This is a genomic window from Variovorax sp. V116 (assembly GCF_041154435.1).
Lineage (GTDB): Bacteria > Pseudomonadota > Gammaproteobacteria > Burkholderiales > Burkholderiaceae_C > Variovorax > Variovorax paradoxus.
Genome location: NZ_AP028661.1, coordinates 4,561,298 through 4,578,504, shown reverse-complemented (window position 1 = coordinate 4,578,504; position 17,207 = coordinate 4,561,298). Strand labels below are relative to the sequence as shown.

General features: G+C 69.1%; 17 protein-coding genes and 1 pseudogene. 8 read left to right on the top strand and 10 right to left on the bottom strand.

Annotated elements, in window-relative coordinates; translation table 11 throughout:
- The first annotated feature begins 134 nt into the window (after positions 1-134).
- From ACAM58_RS21945 to ACAM58_RS21935, 3 genes are read left to right on the top strand one after another with little or no spacing between them, the layout of a single operon-like run.
- Complete coding sequence (locus ACAM58_RS21945; RefSeq protein ID WP_018906680.1) at positions 135-554, top strand: organic hydroperoxide resistance protein; 420 nt, start codon at positions 135-137, stop codon at positions 552-554.
- Positions 555-605: 51 nt separating this feature from the next.
- A complete protein-coding gene (locus ACAM58_RS21940; RefSeq protein WP_018906681.1) occupies positions 606-1,979 on the top strand; it encodes an ATP-binding protein in 1,374 nt (457 codons plus the stop codon).
- A 3-nt stretch (positions 1,980-1,982) separates the two neighbouring features.
- A complete protein-coding gene (locus ACAM58_RS21935) occupies positions 1,983-3,773 on the top strand; it encodes a cytochrome c biogenesis protein DipZ (RefSeq protein WP_018906682.1) in 1,791 nt (596 codons plus the stop codon).
- Positions 3,774-3,818: 45 nt separating this feature from the next.
- On the opposite strand, the gene ACAM58_RS21930 is transcribed toward ACAM58_RS21935, so the two are convergent.
- The 5 genes from ACAM58_RS21930 to rtcR all read right to left on the bottom strand — a co-directional run bounded on the left by ACAM58_RS21930 (position 3,819) and on the right by rtcR (position 8,035).
- A complete protein-coding gene (locus tag ACAM58_RS21930) occupies positions 3,819-4,061 on the bottom strand; it encodes a hypothetical protein (RefSeq protein ID WP_015867195.1) in 243 nt (80 codons plus the stop codon).
- A gap of 141 nt (positions 4,062-4,202) precedes the next feature.
- Positions 4,203-5,150 (bottom strand): ornithine cyclodeaminase family protein, encoded by a 948-nt coding sequence (locus ACAM58_RS21925; RefSeq protein ID WP_018906683.1) that lies wholly within the window; start codon positions 5,148-5,150, stop codon positions 4,203-4,205.
- Positions 5,147-5,983, bottom strand: a complete 837-nt coding sequence (locus ACAM58_RS21920) for an alpha/beta hydrolase (protein WP_018906684.1) — start codon at positions 5,981-5,983, stop codon at positions 5,147-5,149. The genes ACAM58_RS21925 and ACAM58_RS21920 overlap by 4 nt, the downstream gene beginning before the upstream one ends.
- A gap of 58 nt (positions 5,984-6,041) precedes the next feature.
- Entirely contained in the window at positions 6,042-6,383 is a 342-nt protein-coding gene (locus ACAM58_RS21915) for a VOC family protein (protein WP_026284241.1), read from the bottom strand.
- 41 nt (positions 6,384-6,424) lie between these two features.
- A complete protein-coding gene (rtcR, locus tag ACAM58_RS21910) occupies positions 6,425-8,035 on the bottom strand; it encodes an RNA repair transcriptional activator RtcR (protein WP_018906686.1) in 1,611 nt (536 codons plus the stop codon).
- A gap of 239 nt (positions 8,036-8,274) precedes the next feature.
- Here rtcR and ACAM58_RS21905 point away from each other — a divergent pair, with 239 nt between their 5' ends.
- The 3 genes from ACAM58_RS21905 to rtcA are packed head-to-tail and all read left to right on the top strand — an operon-like array spanning position 8,275 to position 10,919.
- Entirely contained in the window at positions 8,275-9,498 is a 1,224-nt protein-coding gene (locus ACAM58_RS21905; RefSeq protein WP_018906687.1) for an RtcB family protein, read from the top strand.
- A 3-nt stretch (positions 9,499-9,501) separates the two neighbouring features.
- Complete coding sequence (locus ACAM58_RS21900) at positions 9,502-9,885, top strand: zinc-ribbon domain containing protein (RefSeq protein WP_015867190.1); 384 nt, start codon at positions 9,502-9,504, stop codon at positions 9,883-9,885.
- Positions 9,882-10,919 (top strand): RNA 3'-terminal phosphate cyclase, encoded by a 1,038-nt coding sequence (gene rtcA, locus ACAM58_RS21895; protein ID WP_018906688.1) that lies wholly within the window; start codon positions 9,882-9,884, stop codon positions 10,917-10,919. Before ACAM58_RS21900 ends, rtcA begins: the two co-directional genes overlap by 4 nt.
- A 28-nt stretch (positions 10,920-10,947) precedes the next feature.
- Here the strand turns inward: rtcA and ACAM58_RS21890 are convergent, their stop codons facing one another.
- Positions 10,948-12,591 carry an adenylate/guanylate cyclase domain-containing protein gene (locus tag ACAM58_RS21890; RefSeq protein ID WP_018906689.1) on the bottom strand — a complete coding sequence of 548 codons (1,644 nt, stop codon included), beginning with the start codon at positions 12,589-12,591 and terminating at the stop codon, positions 10,948-10,950.
- 28 nt (positions 12,592-12,619) lie between these two features.
- Between ACAM58_RS21890 and ACAM58_RS21885 the strand changes: the two are divergent.
- A pseudogene (locus ACAM58_RS21885) lies at positions 12,620-13,359 on the top strand (Crp/Fnr family transcriptional regulator).
- 9 nt (positions 13,360-13,368) lie between these two features.
- Here the strand turns inward: ACAM58_RS21885 and ACAM58_RS21880 are convergent.
- Positions 13,369-13,842 carry a DoxX family protein gene (locus tag ACAM58_RS21880; protein ID WP_015867186.1) on the bottom strand — a complete coding sequence of 158 codons (474 nt, stop codon included), beginning with the start codon at positions 13,840-13,842 and terminating at the stop codon, positions 13,369-13,371.
- 200 nt (positions 13,843-14,042) lie between these two features.
- Between ACAM58_RS21880 and ACAM58_RS21875 the strand changes: the two genes are divergently transcribed.
- Positions 14,043-14,801, top strand: coding sequence for a sulfite exporter TauE/SafE family protein (locus ACAM58_RS21875; RefSeq protein WP_018906691.1), 759 nt, complete (start codon positions 14,043-14,045; stop codon positions 14,799-14,801).
- Positions 14,802-14,825: 24 nt separating this feature from the next.
- On the opposite strand, the gene ACAM58_RS21870 is transcribed toward ACAM58_RS21875, so the two are convergent.
- The 3 genes from ACAM58_RS21870 to ACAM58_RS21860 form a co-directional block, all read right to left on the bottom strand.
- A complete protein-coding gene (locus tag ACAM58_RS21870) occupies positions 14,826-15,185 on the bottom strand; it encodes a DUF1428 domain-containing protein (RefSeq protein WP_015867184.1) in 360 nt (119 codons plus the stop codon).
- 64 nt (positions 15,186-15,249) lie between these two features.
- A complete protein-coding gene (locus ACAM58_RS21865) occupies positions 15,250-16,743 on the bottom strand; it encodes a DHA2 family efflux MFS transporter permease subunit (RefSeq protein ID WP_018906692.1) in 1,494 nt (497 codons plus the stop codon).
- A 36-nt stretch (positions 16,744-16,779) separates the two neighbouring features.
- On the bottom strand, positions 16,780-17,199 hold the full coding sequence (locus ACAM58_RS21860) for a VOC family protein (protein WP_018906693.1): 420 nt from the start codon (positions 17,197-17,199) through the stop codon (positions 16,780-16,782).
- Positions 17,200-17,207 lie beyond the last annotated feature (8 nt).

The following is a 17,207-nucleotide window of genomic DNA, read 5'->3' as shown; positions in this document are numbered from 1 at the left end:
GGCCGGCGGTTTTGTATTCGCAAGTATCTGGCGCGGCGGGCGCCGTACACAGGCATACGCAATCCGCGCGGGCAGGGGGAAGGCGGCTCAACAATCCGTGCGTTCCCGAACCAACCCACCCCAAGGAAACCACCATGACCCGCATCGAAAAAGTTCTCTACACCGGCAAGACCCGCACTTCTTCGGGTGGCCGCGACGGCGAGGCGCGCAGCTCCGACGGCCGCCTGGACATCAAGCTCTCGTCGCCCGGCAGCGCCGGCAGGGGCACCAACCCGGAGCAGCTGTTCGCGGCCGGCTGGTCGGCCTGCTTCATCGGCGCCATGGGCAAGGCGGCGGGCAGGATGAAGGTCGCATTGCCGCCCGACCTGGCCGTCGATGCCGAGGTCGACCTGGGCACGGCGGGCGGCGAATACTTCCTGCAGGCGCGGCTGAATGTGAGCCTGCCGGGCCTGGACCGCGAAGTGGCGCAGGCCCTGACGGACGCGGCGCACCAGACCTGCCCCTATTCGAAGGCCACCCGGGGCAATATCGACGTTTCCATCCACCTGGTGTGAGCCAGCGGCGGCGTGCAGAGCCGCGCCGCATGAACGAAGAAGAAGGTGTCCATGTCCACTCCCGCGAATCCTCCCGCGAACCCGGCCGGCGCTGTGCGCGGCTGGCGCCGGCTGCTGCCCGGCTCGCTGTTCTCCCGCGTGACGCTGATCATCGTGGTGGGCCTGGCGATTGCGCAGCTGCTCACCTTCGCGGCGATCCGCTACGAGCGGAACATGGCGCTGCGCGAGCTGATGATGATCGGCATCGAGCGCGACATCGCAAGCTCGGTCGCCATCCTCGACCGCCTGCCCGCGGCCGAGCGCGCCGGCTGGCTCGACCGGCTGGAGCGGCGCAACTACCGCTTCGTGCTGGGCGGCAGTGCAGAGGGCACCGAGCCCGGCTCGCTGCAGTCGCGGCAGTTTGCCGCGGCCATCGTCGATGCAATGCGCCCGTTCCAGGTCGTCAAGGTCGGCGAGGTGGCCTGGCCGCCCGAGGGCCTGCAGATCCAGGTGCGCCTGGGCGACGGGTCTTCCGTGGTCGTCCATGCAATGCGCGTGGGCATGCCGGTGTCGGGCTGGGTGATGTGGCTGCTTGCGGCCCAGCTGGTGGTGCTGGCCGTGTGCGCCTGGTATGCGGTACGGCTGGTGACGCGGCCGCTCGCGCAGCTTTCCGAGGCGGCCGACCGGCTCGGGCCCGACCTGAAGGGCCGCACGCTCGCGGAAGAGGGTCCCACCGAAGTGGCGCACGCGGCGCGCGCCTTCAACGCCATGCAGCAGCGCATTGCGGGCTACATGTCCGAGCGCGTCGAGATCCTCGCGGCCATCTCGCACGACCTGCAGACGCCCATCACGCGGATGCGGCTGCGCACCGACCTGATGGACGACGCGCACGACCGCGAGAAATTCCGCCAGGACCTCGACGCCATGCACTCGCTGGTGCGCGAAGGCGTGACCTATGCGCGCACGCTCCACGGCGCCGCGGAGCCGCCGCTGCGCATCGATGCCGATGCACTGCTCGAGAGCATGGTGGCCGACTACGAAGACGTGGGCCAGCAGGTACGGCTCGAAGGCAAGGCCGGCGCGCCGATCGTGAGCCGCCCGCATGCGCTGCGCCGCATCCTGATGAACCTGATCGACAACGCGCTCAAGTTCGGCAGCGAGGTGCGCCTGCGCGTGCATGCCGAAGAAGACGGCCGGCTGGTGCTGAGCGTGCTCGACAACGGCCCCGGCATTCCGCCGGACGAGCTCGACGCCGTGCTCAAGCCTTTCTACCGCGTCGAGAGTTCGCGCAACCGCAGCACCGGCGGCACCGGGCTGGGCCTGGCCATTGCGCACCAGCTGGCCATGGCCATGGGCGCCGAGCTCACGCTGAAGAACCGCACCGAAGGCGGGCTCGAGGCCCGGCTTGCGCTGGCCGCGCCGGCACGCACCAATCTCCAGGACTGAATCATGCTCATCCTCCTCATTGCCTACCTGGGCGGGGTGCTCACCATCCTGAGCCCCTGCATCCTGCCGGTGCTGCCCTTCGTGTTTGCGCGCGCCGACCGACCGTTCGGCTCGCACGGCCTGCCGATGCTGCTGGGCATGGCGCTGGCCTTTGCCGCCGTGGCCACGCTGGCGGCAGTGGGCGGCGGCTGGATCGTCACGCTCAACGAATACGGGCGCCTTGGCGCCATCGCGCTGCTCGCGCTGTTCGGCCTGACTTTGCTGTTCCCCGGCGTGGCCGAGCGCCTCGGCCGGCCGCTGGTGGCGCTGGGCGTCCGCATGTCCCAGCCGCGCGGCGATGGCGGCGCGGCGCCTGCATCCGGGTTCTCGCCGCTGCTGCTGGGCGTGGGCACGGGCCTGCTCTGGGCGCCGTGCGCGGGGCCGATCCTCGGCCTGATCCTGACGGGCGCGGCGCTCAATGGCGCGAGCGTCGGCACCTCGCTGTTGCTGCTGGCCTATGCGGCCGGCGCCTGCACCTCGCTTGCGGCCGCGCTGCTGTTCGGCGGGCGGGTTTTCTCCGTCATGAAGCGTTCGCTGCCTACCGGCGAATGGGTGCGGCGCGCCGCCGGCGCGGCCGTGCTGTTGGGCGTGGGCGCCATTGCGCTGGGGCTGGACACCGGCTTGCTCGCCCGCCTGTCGGTGGGCACCACGTCGGCGCTGGAGCAGGCGCTGGTGGACAGGATCAAGCCAGGAAAGCCGCAGGCGGAACCGGTCGCGGCGCGCGAAGACGCGGGCCTCCTGCGCGTGTCGGACAACCGCACGGCCCCGCCGCCCGCGCGCGAGCTCAGGGTCGAAGGCCGCTTTCCTTCACTGGCCGGCGCCACCGAATGGATCAACTCCGCGCCGCTCGCGCCCGAGGCCCTGCGCGGCAAGGTGGTGCTGGTCGACTTCTGGACCTACTCGTGCATCAATTGCCTGCGCACGCTGCCCTACCTTCGTGCATGGGCCGAGAAGTACAAGGACGCGGGGCTGGTGGTCATCGGCGTGCATTCGCCGGAGTTCGCGTTCGAGAAGCAGCCGGCCAACGTGCGCAAGGCCGTCCAGGACCTGGGCATCGGCTTTCCGGTGGCGCTGGACAACGACTTCGCGATCTGGCGCGGCTTCGACAACCAGGCCTGGCCCGCGTTCTATTTCATCGATGCCGAGGGCCGCATCCGCCACCACCAGTTCGGCGAGAACCGCTACGACAAGGCCGAGCAGGTGATCCAGCAGCTGCTGGCCGAGGCGGGCCAGACCCGCATCGCCGCCGGGCTGGTGGCGCCGCTCGGGCAGGGTACCCAGGCCGCGCCCGGCGCCGAGCCGGCGCTCTCCGGCGAAACCTACCTGGGCCACGAGCGTGCGCACGGCTTTGCCTCGCCCGGCGGCATCGCGCGGGACCATGCGAAGGCCTACCAGCCGGCGGCCTCGGCGCTGCGCACCAACCAGTGGTCGCTGGCCGGCGACTGGACGGTGGAGGCCGAGCGCGCCGTGCTGAACGGCGCCAACGGCCGCATCGCCTATCGCTTCCAGGCGCGCGACCTGCACCTGGTGCTGGGCCCGGCGGCCAATGGCAAGCCGGTGCGCTTCAGGGTGCTGATGGATGGAAAGCCGCCGCTCGCGGACCACGGTTCCGACACCGACGCACAGGGCTACGGCGTGATCGATGCACAGAAGCTGTACCAGCTGGTGCGGCAGGCGGAGGGCAGCCGGGAGCGGCTGTTCGAGATCGAGTTTTTCGACGCCGGCGCGCAGGCCTACGCGTTCACTTTCGGTTGAGCGCTGACGCGGCTCGGGCGTGGAGCGGGCGGCCGAGCCTGCCTGTCAGGCGGCCCAGGCGCTCAGCGAGAGCCGCCGCAGCATGTCGGTCTGGCGCGATTCCTCGGCATCCCGCAGGCTCTTGGCCGCGCGGGCCGCCACGTAGCTGACGTACAGCGTCTCGATGGCCTTGGCCCAGTCGTGCATCTTCTGGGACACCGCACCGGCCGAGGCATCCTCGGCCGGACAGGCGGGCACCTCGAAACCGGCTTTGCTGAGGATGGTGGCTTTCTGGAAGATGGTGAGCATGGGGCGGGCCTCCTGGCCTTTGGGTATGGGCATCAGGTTAACGTTGGCGCAAGAGGCGTGCCATCCGCTGCATGACGTATGTGACTGTCGGTAAGCGGGCTTCCCGCAGCGCGGTGGCCGCGGTTTTCTAGGCCTTAAGCCTTAGGCCGGAATCGATTCGGCGTGCTGCCAGACCAGCGTTGCGGCCGCCAGGTCTTCGAGCGCGCTGCCCACGGCCTTGAAGACGGTGCGCTCTTCGCGGCCCGCGCGGCCCGCGCATTCGCCCCGGCAGAGTGCGGCCAGCGTGCCTTGCACCTCATCGGCGCGCAGCGTGCCGGCCGCGATCGCGTCGAGCAGCTCGCCGGCCTTCTGCAGCGCTTCGGTGGTGTCGACGAAGGTGCGCGCACCCTCGAAGCAGCGCACGTCGGCCTCGCGCATGGCGGGCGTGAAGCTGCCGATCAGGTCCAGGTGCGAACCCGGCGCCAGCCATTCGCCGCGCACCAGCGGCGCGGTGGCCAGGGTGGCGCAGCTCACGATGTCGGCCTGGCGCACGGCCGCTTCGAGCCCGGTGGCGGCCCGGGCGTTGAACCCTTCGGCGCGCCATTGCGCGGCCAGGGCCTGGGCGCCTTCGGGCCGGTGGTTCCACACGAGCACCTCGTCGATGGGCCGCACGCTCGCATGCGCGGCGGGCAGCAGCCGCGCGACGCGGCCGGTGCCCAGCACCAGCAGGCGGCGCGCATCGGCGCGCGCCAGGAACGAGGCACCCAGCGCCGATGCGGCGGCCGTGCGGCGCGCGGTGAGCTCGTTGCCGTCCATCATGGCCAGCGGCACGCCGGTGCGCGCGTCGTACAGCACATAGGTCGCATGCAGGCCGGGCAGGCCGCGCGCGCTGTTGCCCGGAAAGATGTTGATGGTCTTGATGCCCAGAAAGCCCGCGTCGCTCCACGCCGGCATGATGAGCACGGTGCCCTTGTCGGCGCCGGCGGTCTCGATGGCGTGCACATGGCGCGGCGGCACCTGCGCCTCGGCCGCGAAGGCTGCGCGCAGCGCGGGCACGAGCCGCGCAAAGTCCAGCGGCTCGCGGGTGGCGGTTGAATCGAAATGCTTCATGGCTGGCGTGGACGCAGCGAGGCGTCGAAGAATTCCACCAGCGCCCGCTGCCAGGTGGTGCCGAAGCGCTCGGTCATGGGCTCGAGGTGGCCGGCGCCGGGCACCTCGAGCAGGCGCCTGGGCTCGCGCGCGGCCTCCAGCAGGCGCCGCGAATGGGAATCCGGAATGACCATGTCGGCCGTGCCGTGGATCAGCAGCAGCGGAATGGGCGCAACGTCGGCGACGTATTTCGATGCGGCGTAGTCGTCGCTCACCAGCAGCCCGGCGCCCGGGAGCTTCTCGTTCGCGATCGAGGAGTACGAATAGAAGGTCGATTCGATGGCCGCCGCCTTCACGCCGGCCCGGTTGCCCGAGCCCAGCACCGCAATCGCATTGGCGCCGCCCAGGCTCTGGCCGAAGACGAGAAGGCGCCCGGGGTCGACATCGCCGCGCGAGCGCACGTGGTCGAGCGCAGCGCTGGAATCCTCGAACACGCCCTTGGGCTCGGGCTTGCCGGCCGATTCGCCGTAGCCGCGGTAGTCGAACACGAACACGTTGAAGTCCTGCTTCGGCAGCCAGGCCACGAAGCGCCAGTGCGCGCTCATGTTCTGGGCGTTGCCGTGGAAGTGGACCACCGTGCCCTTGGCCTCCTTCGGGTTGCTGCGGCCCGCGGCCGGAAGAAACCAGCCGGCCAGGCGCGTGCCGTCGGCGCTGGCGAACTGCACCGCCTCGTAGCGCAGCCCGAGCGCGTCGGGCGTTTCGTAGCGCACGCGGTCGGGGTAATAGAACATCGACTGGACGCAACCGGTGAGAAAGGCGGGCAGGGCTGCGAACAAGGCCAGCTTCCAGTTCATGGGGAGTGCTTGCTTTCCGTGGCGCCCGGCCGCGTGGGGCGCCTTGCGGATCGGCCGCTCAGGCTTGCTGCTGCCGGAATGCAAGGTGGTAGCCGTTGCAGTCCACCACCGCGAACTCGCTGGAGCCGTAGGGCATCTGCTGCAGCGGCCACGCAATGGAGGCCTTGTCCTTGACGGCGGCGTAGTAGGCCGCCGCATCCGGCACGACGAAATAGAAGGTGCCGGAGCAGGCGGGCGGGCTCTGCCAGAGATCCTGCTGGGTGAAGATGAGCTTGCCGCCCTGCTTCTCGACCGTCAGGGTGCCTTCTGCCGAATGCGCAGCCGCGAAGCCGAGCACATCGGCGTAGAAGCGCTGGGTTTGGTCCAGATCGTGGCAGCGCAGGAGCAGTGTCAGCGACATGGGTTTCTCCTTGGAATGTGGCAGTTCCGGCGCAGGATAGCTCAGCCCGCCGCGATGCGGCTCCATTCGAGCCCGTGCTTGGTCAGGTACTTGCGCAGCCGGTCGGCATCGTTCACCACGCTGCGCTGCGCGCGCGAGGCCTGGAAGAGCTGCCGCCCCGCATCCGACAGGCTGCGCGAGTCGCGGCACACACGCACCACCGCTTCGAGCTGCAGCCGGTCGAACAGGTCGAGCGCGGCCGCGCGGTCATCGCCGAGCAGGCTGCCGAGGTCGACGTCGGCAGCGCCTGCGCTTCGCCTGGCCGGGCCCTCGCGGTTCCAGAGCCAGCGCAGCCGCTCGATCTCCGCCTCGACCAGCGCCACCGGAATGCGCCCGCCGTCCGCGAGCGTGGCCAGCCGCGTCACGCTGGCCGAGAGGTCGCGGAAGTTGCCGCACCACAGCGCCTCGCCGCTCTGCGCGAAGCGCAGGTAGGCTGCGCGCGCCTCGGCGTTGAAGCGCACCACGCGGTGGTTCTCGGCCGCATGGATGGCCAGCAGGTGGTCGATGTTGGGCTCGATGTCCTCGGGCCGCTGCGCGAGGCCGGGCAGGTCGTAGGTCCAGAGGTTGATGCGCGCGAACAGGTCTTCGCGGAAACGCCCCTCGGCCACGTCGCTGCGCAGGTCGCGGTTGGTGCCGGCGATCAGCTGGAAGTCGCTCTCCACTTCCTTGTCGGCGCCCACCGGGAAGAAGCGCTTCTCCTCGATGGCCTTAAGCAGCATCGCCTGCTCGTCGAGCCCGAGTTCGCCGATCTCGTCGAGGAACAGCGCGCCCTGGTTCGCCGTGCGCAGCAGCCCGGCCCGGTCGCTTGCCGCGCCGGTGAAGGAGCCCTTCCTGTGGCCGAACAGGGTGGAGGCCGCGCCGTCGCCGCGCAGCGTGGCGCAGTTCACTTCGACAAACGGCCCGCTCATCTGGTGGCGCGCCTGCTTCAGCTCGAACATGCGCCGCGCGAGGAAGGACTTGCCCGCGCCCGTCGGCCCCACCAGCAGGATCGGCGCGCGCGAACGCACGGCCACGCGCTCGATCTCGTCGATCAGCGCGTTGAAGCGCGCATTGCGCGTGGCGATGCCGCTCTTCAGGAACGCGACCGCGTCGCGCTGCTCCGCATCGAAGCGCCGCGCGATCACGTCGTAGCGCGACAGGTCGAGGTCGATCAGCGTGCACTTGCCGGCCTCGCCTTCGCGCTGCTTCCGGGGCGGCGAGGTCTGCGCGAGCACGCCCGGCACCACGCGCGATTCCGACAGCAGGAACATGCAGATCTGCGCCACGTGTGTGCCGGTGGTGATGTGCGTCCAGTACTGCTCGCGCTCGGTGTCGAAGGTGTAGGCGCGCGCCCAGTCGTACAGGCGCGTGTAGACCTCGCCGAAGTCCCAAGGATCTGCGAGGTCGAAGGGCACGAGGTTGACTGTGGTCTCGGGCGACACGGCGGCGATGTCGGCCTTGACCACTTCGGCCAGCGCCTTGTGCTTGAGCGTGTAGAGCAGCTCCATGCGCGAAACGACCATGTCGTCGTGCTGCGCGAGCGAGACCGTCGGGCGCCACTTGTTCCAGCGGCCCGCGCCTTGGCCGGCGTCGAGCTGGGTGCCGAGGAAGCCGATGACGACGATGGGTTTCATTCGATGAAGCTAAATTACTAGCCAATATTCTAGTTTCATGAAGAGACAGCAGAATCATTTCTCACGCGAAATATCGAAAAAATCCAATGACATCAACGACTTGAAGAAAGTCGCGGCACGCGGGCCATATTGGCACGCTCTTCGCAAGGAGAGGTCCCAAGCGCCGTTGTGGCGTGAGTCGGGGGAGGGTGCATCGGCATCCTCCCCGCCGGACAATTTGATGATCAGAGGGCAAAAAGATGGCAAACAACTACAAACTGCACGAAGTCGCCAACGGCGTCCCCGTGAAGATGTGGACGAACGGCGTGCCCGTGGAAGACGAGGCGCAGAAGCAGCTCGAGAACGCGGCGCGCCTGCCCATCGTGTTCAAGCACATCGCGGCCATGCCCGACGTGCACTACGGCATCGGCGCCACCGTGGGTTCGGTGATCCCGACCTTCAAGGCCATCATCCCGGCCGCGGTGGGCGTGGACATCGGCTGCGGAATGATGGCTTGCAAGACCACGCTCAACGCGCGCGACCTGCCCGACAACCTGGGTCCGCTGCGCTCGGCCATCGAAAAGGCCGTGCCGCACGGAAGCAACCCCAAGCGCATGGGCCGCGACAAGGGATCGTGGGAAACGCCGCCCGACGAGACCGATGCCGCCTGGGCCAAGCTGGTGGATGAGTTCGACCTGATCTGCGAGGACTACCCGCGCATCAGGAACACCAACAACCACAAGCACCTGGGAACGCTGGGTACCGGCAACCACTTCATCGAGGTCTGCCTCGACGAAGCGGGCGCCGTGTGGTTCATGCTGCATTCGGGTTCGCGTGGCGTGGGCAATGCCATCGGTACGCACTTCATCGAGCTTGCGAAGAAGGACGCCGAACTGCACCAGCGCAACCTGCCCGACCAGGACTTGGCGTACTTCGAGGAAGGCGCCCAGTACTTCGGCGACTATGTGCGCGCGGTGGGCTGGGCCCAGAAGTTCGCGCGCGCCAACCGCGAGGTGATGATGCAGCGCGTGGTCGCGGCCGCGCGCAAGGTGATTGCCAAGCCTTTCGAGGCGCATGTGGAAGCGGTGAACTGCCACCACAACTACGTGAGCCGCGAGACGCACTTCGGCGAAGAGGTGCTCGTCACGCGCAAGGGCGCGGTGAGCGCCAAGGCCGGCGAGCTCGGGATCATTCCCGGCAGCATGGGCGCAAAGAGCTACATCGTGCGCGGCAAGGGCAACCCCGAGAGCTTCATGAGCTGCAGCCACGGCGCGGGCCGAAAGATGAGCCGCACCAAGGCGAAGAAGCTCTTCACCATTGCCGACCAGATCGCCGCGACCGAAGGCGTGGAATGCCGCAAGGACGCCGACGTGATCGACGAGATCCCGATGGCCTACAAGGACATCGACGCGGTGATGGAGGCGCAGAAGGACCTGGTGGAGGTGGTCTACACGCTCAAGCAGGTGGTGTGCGTGAAGGGATAACCCATGAAAAGCAACAAGCAACGCCGCGCCGAAATCAAGGCACATCGGCTCGAACGCGCCGCGCGCAGGTTGGCCGAGCAGCGGCTGCCCGCCGGCGCGCGGCCCGTGAGCGGTGCCGGCCTGGTGGTCGCCGATACGGCGCTGCTGGCCGCGCACAACAATACTTACGGACCCTTGCCCACGTTCTACGTGGACAAGGCCTTCACCTGCCGCGACTGCGGCGCCGACGAAGTGTGGACGGCCAAGCAGCAGAAGTGGTGGTACGAGGTGGCGCTGGGCAACATCAACAGCACGGCGGTGCGCTGCCGTGCCTGCCGGCTCGCAAGGCGCGCGCTTTCGCGCTCCGGCGCGGCCGTGGTCGCCGCGCAACAAGGAGGCCGCCCATGATCGAACTCGACGGTTCGCAAGGCGAGGGCGGCGGGCAGATCCTGCGCACCAGCCTGGCGCTTTCGGTGGCCACGGGCCAGCCAGTGGCCATCGAGAAGATTCGCGCAGGCCGCGCCAAGCCGGGCCTGATGCGCCAGCACCTGGCCTGCGTGAATGCAGCGGCACAGATCAGCGGCGCGCAGGTCGAAGGGGCAGAGCTCGGATCGCAGTCGCTGCGCTTCGTGCCGGGGCCGGTGCGCGCGGGCGAGTACCGCTTCGCGATTGCCAGCGCGGGCAGCTGCATGCTGGTGTTGCAGACGGTGCTGCCGCCGCTGCTGCTGGCCGGTGCGCCGAGCCACCTGCATCTGAGCGGCGGCACGCACAACCCGATGGCGCCGCCTTTCCACTTCCTGGAACGCGCCTTCGCACCGCTGGTGCGCCGCCTGGGCGCCGACCTGCAGCTGGTGCTGCGCCGCTGTGGTTTCTATCCGGCCGGCGGCGGGGAGGTCGAAGCGGCCATCGTGCCGGCGGCCGATGGGCTGCAGCCCTTCGACTTGGTGAGCCGCGGCGCGCTGCTGTCGAGCCATGCGGAGTGCCTGGCGCCGGGGCTTGCGCGCCACATTGCCGTGCGCGAACTGGAGACGCTGGGCAAGGCCATGGGCTGGTCCGGCGAGCAGCTGCGCACCGCAGCGGCGCGCCAGAACGAAGGCCCCGGCAACGCGCTGCTTGCCACGCTGGCGTACGAGCATGTCACCGAGGTCTTCACGGCTTTCGGCGAAAAGTCGCTGAGCGCCGAGCAGGTGGCGCACGGGCTGGTGAAGGAGCTGCGCGAATTCCAGAAAAGCCAGGCGGCCGTGGGCCCGCACCTGGCCGATCAGCTGGCCCTGCTGCTGGGCCTGGCGGCATGGCAGAGCGGCCGCGGCGGCGCCTTCACCTGCAGCGAAGTGACCGAGCACACGCGCACCAACTGCGCGGTGATCGAGCGCTTCCTGCCGGTGCGCTATGCCATCGCGCAAGCGCCGGGCGCGGCCACCGTGACGGTGGCGCCGGCCTGAAGCGCAGCGCGTCGGCCGGCCGCTGCTGCTAATCGCAGCAGATCACCGCAATCGGCTCGGAGCGGCCGCGCACGGCCAGCATTTCGACCTGCCCTCCCGCATGCGCGAAGCCGGCCTGCTGCGCGGCAAACACCGAGACCACCAGGCGCGATGCGGCCGTCTTGGCGTGGTCCTGCAGCCGGCTCGCGGTGTTGACCACCTCGCCGATCGCGGTGAAGGTGGTGGTGTCGAGGTAGCCCACCTCGCCCACGGCCGCGCGTCCGGCGTGCAGGCCCATGCCAAAGTCCAGCTGGTGGCCGAACTGGGCTTCGAAGCCCTCGCTCCACGCATCCATGCGCTGGCCGATGAGTTCGATCGCGCGCAGCGCCTGCCGGCAGGCGGTGGGCAGGTCGGTGTCGAGCCCGAAGATCGCCATCACGCTGTCGCCGATGAACTGGTTCGGCACGCCGCCGCATTCGCGCACCGCGGCGCCCACGGTGGCGAAGTAGCGGTCGAGCACATAGGCCAGGTCGAAGGGCCATTGCCCCTCCGCCAACCCCGACCAGCGCCGCAGGTCCACGAACAGGATGGCCACGTCGCGCTCGCGGCCGAAGCTGCTGGCCGGCGCCGGCTGCCTTCCGCGGCTTGCCGGTGCGAACAGCGGGATGACCTCGATGTCGCCTCGCGGGCGCAGCTGGCAGGCCAGCCGCACGCCGCCCGGGGCTCGCACGCGGTCGAGCGTTCGCTGCTCGTCGCGGTCGGGCGGGTCCGTGTGCTGTGTGGGGCCGAGCACGCGCACGCGGCAGGTCGAGCAGCGCGCCCGCCCGCCGCACACCGAGAGATGCGCGATGCCGTGCGAGCGGCTCGCTTCCAGCACGCTCCAGCCGCGCGGCACGTGCACCGTGCGGCCGGGATAGCGCAGCGCGATCGACGCCCCCCGCGCGCGGCGCGCGAACCAGTTGCGCGCCGCATAGGCAGCCAGCAGGGCGGCCAGGCCGAGCGCGTAGAAGAGCTTGATGCGGCCCTCCGCCGTGTCGAGCGCACGGCCCTCGGCCGGAGTCGGCAGCACCGCGGGCGGCACGCCGGTCCACTGGAACTCGCGCCCCATCGAGATGAAGCCCATCATTGCCGTGAGCGGCAGCACCACGGCAATGGCCAGCAGCAGGTAGGAAAAGCGGCGGTAGGCCGGCCGCGCCCGCAGCGCGAAGTGGATGCCGAGGCAGCCATGGGTCCAGGCCGCGAGCAGCATCGTGAACTGCGCGCCGGCGCCCGGCAGGCTCCACAGGCCGGCGACCACGCGCACATAGGAACCCTCGATGCCGTAGGCGAGGTAGGCGCCGCGCATGGCGGTCAGGTGGGTGGCCAGCAGCAGCGGCAGCGCAAAACCCAGCAGCACGCGCAGGCCCTCGAGCGGCGGCATGCGCAGCGTGCGGCGCTCCCACAGCGCGGCCACCGCCAGCGCCAGGTGCGCGCCGGCCGCGCCGTACAGCAGCAGCGTGCCCGGCAGGCTGTGCCAGAAGAGCTGCACATTGCGCAGCACCGCCTCGGCCGCCGCAAAGGACGCGATGCCCAGCGAATGGTTCAGCAGGTGCGCCGTGACATAGGCCATCAGCACCAGTCCGCTCGTCCATCGGAGGTTGCGCCGGGTTGGCGGTTTCGGCAGCCGGGCGATGGGTGGGGAGCGTCTGTCCATGAATGGCTTCGAAGGGCACCCGAGCATAATGCGCGCGCCCCTCTTCACCGGCATGGCCTTCACTCCAGACATTCCCCGTTCCAGCCTCGCGCTGCGCCGCATCGCGCTGTTCGAAGGCTTGCCAGACCAGCGGCTCGACCTGCTTGCGCAGCAATGCCTGTGGCACAGCGTCGAGGCCGCAAACCGCTGCTGCTGCGCGCCGAACAGCAGCAGGGCGAGGTGTTCCTGCTGGTCTCGGGCCGGGTCCGCGTGACCACCTATGCGGCCAACGGGCGGCAGGTGACCTTCAGGGATTCGGAGGCCGGCGAGCACTTCGGCGACATTGCCGCCATCGACGGCGGGCCGCGTTCGGCCGACGTGGTCACGCTGCTGCCGAGCGTGCTGGCCAGCCTCGACCGCGCCGCCTTCCTGAGCCTGCTGCGCGAGGAGCCGCTGGTGGCCGAGCGGGTGATGCAGCGGCTGGCGTCATTGGTGCGCCAGCTGTCGGAGCGCGTGATCGACCTGAGCACGCTGGGGGTCCAGAACCGGCTGCATGCCGAGCTGCTGCGCCTCGCGCGAACCGCGGGCGTGGCGCACAACCAGGCGCGGCTGGAGCCGGCGCCCAGGCACGCGGCGCTCGCGAGCCAGATCAGCACCAACCGCGAGCAGGTGACCCGCGAGCTCAACGTGCTGGCGCGCAGTGGCGTGCTTCAGAAGGACGGCAAGGCTTTGCGGGTGGCCGACGTCGCCCGGCTCGAGGCGATGGTTTCGCAGGTCAGGGGCGACTGATGAGCCGGATCAGTTCCAGCGGCCGCGCAGCCCGCCAAGGCTGAATCGGCCCGCGCCCAGCAGCACCACGGCGAGCGCGCCGAACAGGTACAGGCCCTGCAGCTCGAGCGCCCAGCCGCCTTGCTTGGTCAGCGCGAACAGGTCGGCCATGTGCACCAGGCCGAAGGCCGCAAGCATGTTGATGACCACCACGCCGGCGGCGGCGCGGGTCCAGAAGCCGGCGATCATGAGCAGCGGCGCCACGATCTCGCCCACGTACACCAGGTAGGCCAGCCCGCCCGGCAGCCCGGCCTTCGCCAGCATCGCGCTCACGAAGCCCACGCCGGCCGAGATCTTGAAGATGCCGTGCAGCAGCACGAGCACGCCGATCGCCAGGCGCAGCAGCAGCTTGCCGGCGTCGTCGCGGGCGGCGGGCGTGGCAAGGAAAGACGAGGAAGAAGACGCCGAAGCGGCGGAGGCGATGGAGGCAGCCCGGGTGTTCATGGCGGATCCTTGAGAAAAAATGGGAGGGAGTCGCCGCGCAGTGCGGCGGTTGCGCTTCCAGTGTGCGCAGCTGCCACACGCCGGTATGTGCGTTTACGCACAATTTCCGACGGCAACCCATGGCCGGCGCCATCCTGCTACGCTCAGGCGGCCCGCTACCCGGTACACAGCGGGCTTTTTTCTGCGCCGCTTCCTTCCCCATGGTCTTTCCCCTCATCACCGATCCGCATTTCTATGCGGTGGCCATTCCCGCCGTGCTTTTGCTGGGCATCAGCAAGAGCGGCTTCGGCGCCGGCTTCGGTTCGCTGGCGGTGCCGCTGATGGCGCTGGCGGTCACCGTGCCGCAGGCCGCGGCCATCCTGATGCCGCTGCTGCTCTTGATGGACCTGCTCGGCCTGGCCGCCTTCCGCAACGACTTCGACCGCGCATTGCTCAAGTTCCTGATTCCCTTCGGGCTGCTCGGCACGGTGATCGGTACGCTGCTTTTCCGCACGCTCTCGGCCCACACGGTGGCCGGCATCGTCGGCGTGTTCACGCTCTTGTTCCTGGCGCAGCGGCTGGTGTTTCCGCCCAAGCCGGACGATCCGCTGCCTTCGCGCGCGGTGGGGGCGGCGCTCACCGCGGTGTCGGGGTTCACCAGCTTCATCGCGCATGCCGGCGGGCCGCCGATCAATGCCTATGTGATTCCGCTGCGGCTCAAGCCGGTGGTGTTCACCGCCACCATGGCGTACTTCTTCTTCGTGGTGAATTTGAGCAAGTGGATTCCCTACGCATGGCTCGGCCTGATCGACCTGCGCACGCTGGCCACTTCGGCGGCGCTGATGCCGCTCGCGCCGCTCGGCGTGTGGGTGGGCATCCGCATTGCCCGGCGCATCGATGCGGCGTGGTTCTATCGCTTCGTGTACCTGGGCATGCTGCTGACCGGCCTCAAGCTCGTCTACGACGGATTCTTCGCCTGAGGCCGGGGGTCTCAGGGTCTCGGCTCAGAACTCGACGATCGACTTGAACCCGCCGAAGATCATCCGCTTTCCATCGAAGGGCAGGGTCTTGGGGTCCATCGCGGCAAGGCGCGGGTCGGCCATCACCTTGGCGTTGACCGCGTCGCGGTGCTTGCGCGACTTGTAGACGATCCACGAGAACGCCACGGTTTCGTCGGCCTTCTGCTTCACGCTCTGCGGAAAAGACGTGAACTTGCCGGGCTTCACATCGTCGGCCACGCATTCCACGTATTCGAGCGCGCCGTACTCCATCCAGATCTTGCCGGCCTTGCGCGCCAGCTTGCGGTAGGCCTCGATGTTGTTCGAGGGAATGGGAACGATGAAGCCATCGACATAGCGAGCCATTGGAAGTCTCCTTGAAAGAAACGGAAGAAAGGAAAGAAAAAGGGGCCGCCCGGCGGGCGGACCCTCAGGACGCCGCCGCACGGTTGGCCGTGCCTGCGGATGCCGCGGACCCCTTGCTGTTGTTGTCTTCGTTGTTCTGGGTGGACCCTGGCGATGCGGTGCGAAGCAGCACGGCCCCGAGCAGCCCCGCCACGGCCGCGAACACGGCGCCGATCAGGAACGCGAGGTTGTAGCCGCCGGTGAGCGCGAGCGCCAGCTTTGCGCCGGCCGCCTCCATCGACGTGGTGCGCGCGACGGCCGCGCTGGCCAGCACCGCCAACCCGAGCGCGCCGCCCATCATGAAGGCCGTGTTGACCACGCCCGAGGCCAGGCCCGACTCGGTCGGGCTCACCTCGCTCATGGCCGCGAGCAGCAGCGGGTTCAGCGCCATGCCCGCCCCCAGGCCCAGCAGCAGCATGCCCGGCAGCACGTCGACCACGAAGCTGCCGTTCACCGGCGCCCGCGCGAACAGCGCCAGCCCGATGGCCGCGAGCCACAGCCCCACGGACAGCGGCCGGCGAATGCCGAAGCGCATCACCAGCCGGGCCGAGATGCCCAGCGAGAACAGCGCCATGATCAGGTTGGCCGGCAGGAACGCCAGGCCGATCTGCATCGGCGTGTAGCCCAGCACCAGCTGCATGTAGAGCGCGGAAATGAAGAACCACGCGAACATGGCGGCCGCCCACAGCACGCCCACCACGTTGGAGACAGAAACGCTGCGCAGCCGGAACAGGCCGAGCGGCATCAGCGGATGCTGCACGCGGGCCTCGATGGCGATGAAAAGCGCCATCAGCACTACCGCGGCGCCCAGCAGGCCGAGCGTCTGTGCCGACTGCCAGCCGGCCTCGTTGCCGTTGACGATGGCATACACCGCGAGCATCAGCGACAGCGTCACCGCCACGGCGCCGGCCACGTCGAGCTTCTCGCCATGGGCGTGGCCGCGCGCCGAGGGCAGCAGCGCGAGGCACAGCGCATACACGGCCACGCCGATCGGCAGGTTCACCAGGAAGATCCAGTGCCAGCTCAGCGTGCTCGTGAGCAGTCCGCCCAGCAGCACGCCGATGCTGCCGCCGCCCGCGCAGACGAAGCCGTAGACGCCCATCGCCTTGGCGCGGTCGGCCGGCTCGGTGAAGATGTTCATGATCAGCGAGAGCGCCACCGCCGAGACCACCGCGCCGCCCAGCCCCTGCACCGCGCGCGCCGCGACCAGCAGCGCCTGCGAGTTGGCGAGGCCGCAGGCCAGCGAGGCCAGCGTGAACAGCACGAGGCCGATCAGGAAGAGCCGGCGGTGGCCGTACAGGTCGCCCAGCCGTCCGCCCAGCAGCAGGAAGCCGCCGAAGGTCAGCATGTAGGCATTCACCACCCAGACCAGCGAGGTCTCGGTGAAGCCGAGGTCGGTGCGGATCGAAGGCAGCGCCACGTTCACGATCGTGGTGTCGAGCACGATCATCAGCACGCCCAGGCACAGCACCATCAGTGCGAGCCAGCGCTTGCGGTTGTTGTCGAGTGTGTCGGTCATGAAGAGCGATTCCTGCAAATGGCGTGTGAGGTGATTTCAGACCAGCGGCTTGCCGCCGTTGATGAGCCAGGGCGTGCCGAAGCGGTCGGTCACCATGCCGAAGCCCTCGACCCAGAAGGTCTTCTCGAAGGGCATGGAGACGGTGCCACCCTCGGCAAAGGCGTCGAACACGCGGCGCGCTTCGACGACGGTCTCGAGGGTCAGCGCAACGCCGAAGCCTTTCATGCCTTCGTAGGCCTGGCCGGGCATGGCGTCGGAGGCCATGAGCATGCCGTCGCCGTAGGCCAGGGACGCATGCATGATGCGCTTCTTGGCGTCGGCCGGCATCTGCTCGGTACCGGGCGCTTCGCCGACGGTCATCATCATCTGCATGGTGCCGCCGAGCGTCTTCTCGTAGAAGCGCATGGCCTCGGCCGCGTTGCCGTCGAACGTCAGGTAGGCGTGGATGGGAGACATGGTGTTTC

What these genes read in the sequence shown, in the direction of transcription:
- ACAM58_RS21945 (WP_018906680.1), top strand. Translation starts at nt 135, where the DNA reads ATGACCCGCATCGAAAAAGTTCTCTACACCGGCAAGACCCGCACTTCT.
- ACAM58_RS21940 (WP_018906681.1), top strand. Translation starts at nt 606, where the DNA reads ATGTCCACTCCCGCGAATCCTCCCGCGAACCCGGCCGGCGCTGTGCGC.
- ACAM58_RS21935 (WP_018906682.1), top strand. Translation starts at nt 1,983, where the DNA reads ATGCTCATCCTCCTCATTGCCTACCTGGGCGGGGTGCTCACCATCCTG.
- ACAM58_RS21930 (WP_015867195.1), bottom strand. Translation starts at nt 4,061, where the DNA reads ATGCTCACCATCTTCCAGAAAGCCACCATCCTCAGCAAAGCCGGTTTC.
- ACAM58_RS21925 (WP_018906683.1), bottom strand. Translation starts at nt 5,150, where the DNA reads ATGAAGCATTTCGATTCAACCGCCACCCGCGAGCCGCTGGACTTTGCG.
- ACAM58_RS21920 (WP_018906684.1), bottom strand. Translation starts at nt 5,983, where the DNA reads ATGAACTGGAAGCTGGCCTTGTTCGCAGCCCTGCCCGCCTTTCTCACC.
- ACAM58_RS21915 (WP_026284241.1), bottom strand. Translation starts at nt 6,383, where the DNA reads ATGTCGCTGACACTGCTCCTGCGCTGCCACGATCTGGACCAAACCCAG.
- rtcR (WP_018906686.1), bottom strand. Translation starts at nt 8,035, where the DNA reads ATGAAACCCATCGTCGTCATCGGCTTCCTCGGCACCCAGCTCGACGCC.
- ACAM58_RS21905 (WP_018906687.1), top strand. Translation starts at nt 8,275, where the DNA reads ATGGCAAACAACTACAAACTGCACGAAGTCGCCAACGGCGTCCCCGTG.
- ACAM58_RS21900 (WP_015867190.1), top strand. Translation starts at nt 9,502, where the DNA reads ATGAAAAGCAACAAGCAACGCCGCGCCGAAATCAAGGCACATCGGCTC.
- rtcA (WP_018906688.1), top strand. Translation starts at nt 9,882, where the DNA reads ATGATCGAACTCGACGGTTCGCAAGGCGAGGGCGGCGGGCAGATCCTG.
- ACAM58_RS21890 (WP_018906689.1), bottom strand. Translation starts at nt 12,591, where the DNA reads ATGGACAGACGCTCCCCACCCATCGCCCGGCTGCCGAAACCGCCAACC.
- ACAM58_RS21880 (WP_015867186.1), bottom strand. Translation starts at nt 13,842, where the DNA reads ATGAACACCCGGGCTGCCTCCATCGCCTCCGCCGCTTCGGCGTCTTCT.
- ACAM58_RS21875 (WP_018906691.1), top strand. Translation starts at nt 14,043, where the DNA reads ATGGTCTTTCCCCTCATCACCGATCCGCATTTCTATGCGGTGGCCATT.
- ACAM58_RS21870 (WP_015867184.1), bottom strand. Translation starts at nt 15,185, where the DNA reads ATGGCTCGCTATGTCGATGGCTTCATCGTTCCCATTCCCTCGAACAAC.
- ACAM58_RS21865 (WP_018906692.1), bottom strand. Translation starts at nt 16,743, where the DNA reads ATGACCGACACACTCGACAACAACCGCAAGCGCTGGCTCGCACTGATG.
- ACAM58_RS21860 (WP_018906693.1), bottom strand. Translation starts at nt 17,199, where the DNA reads ATGTCTCCCATCCACGCCTACCTGACGTTCGACGGCAACGCGGCCGAG.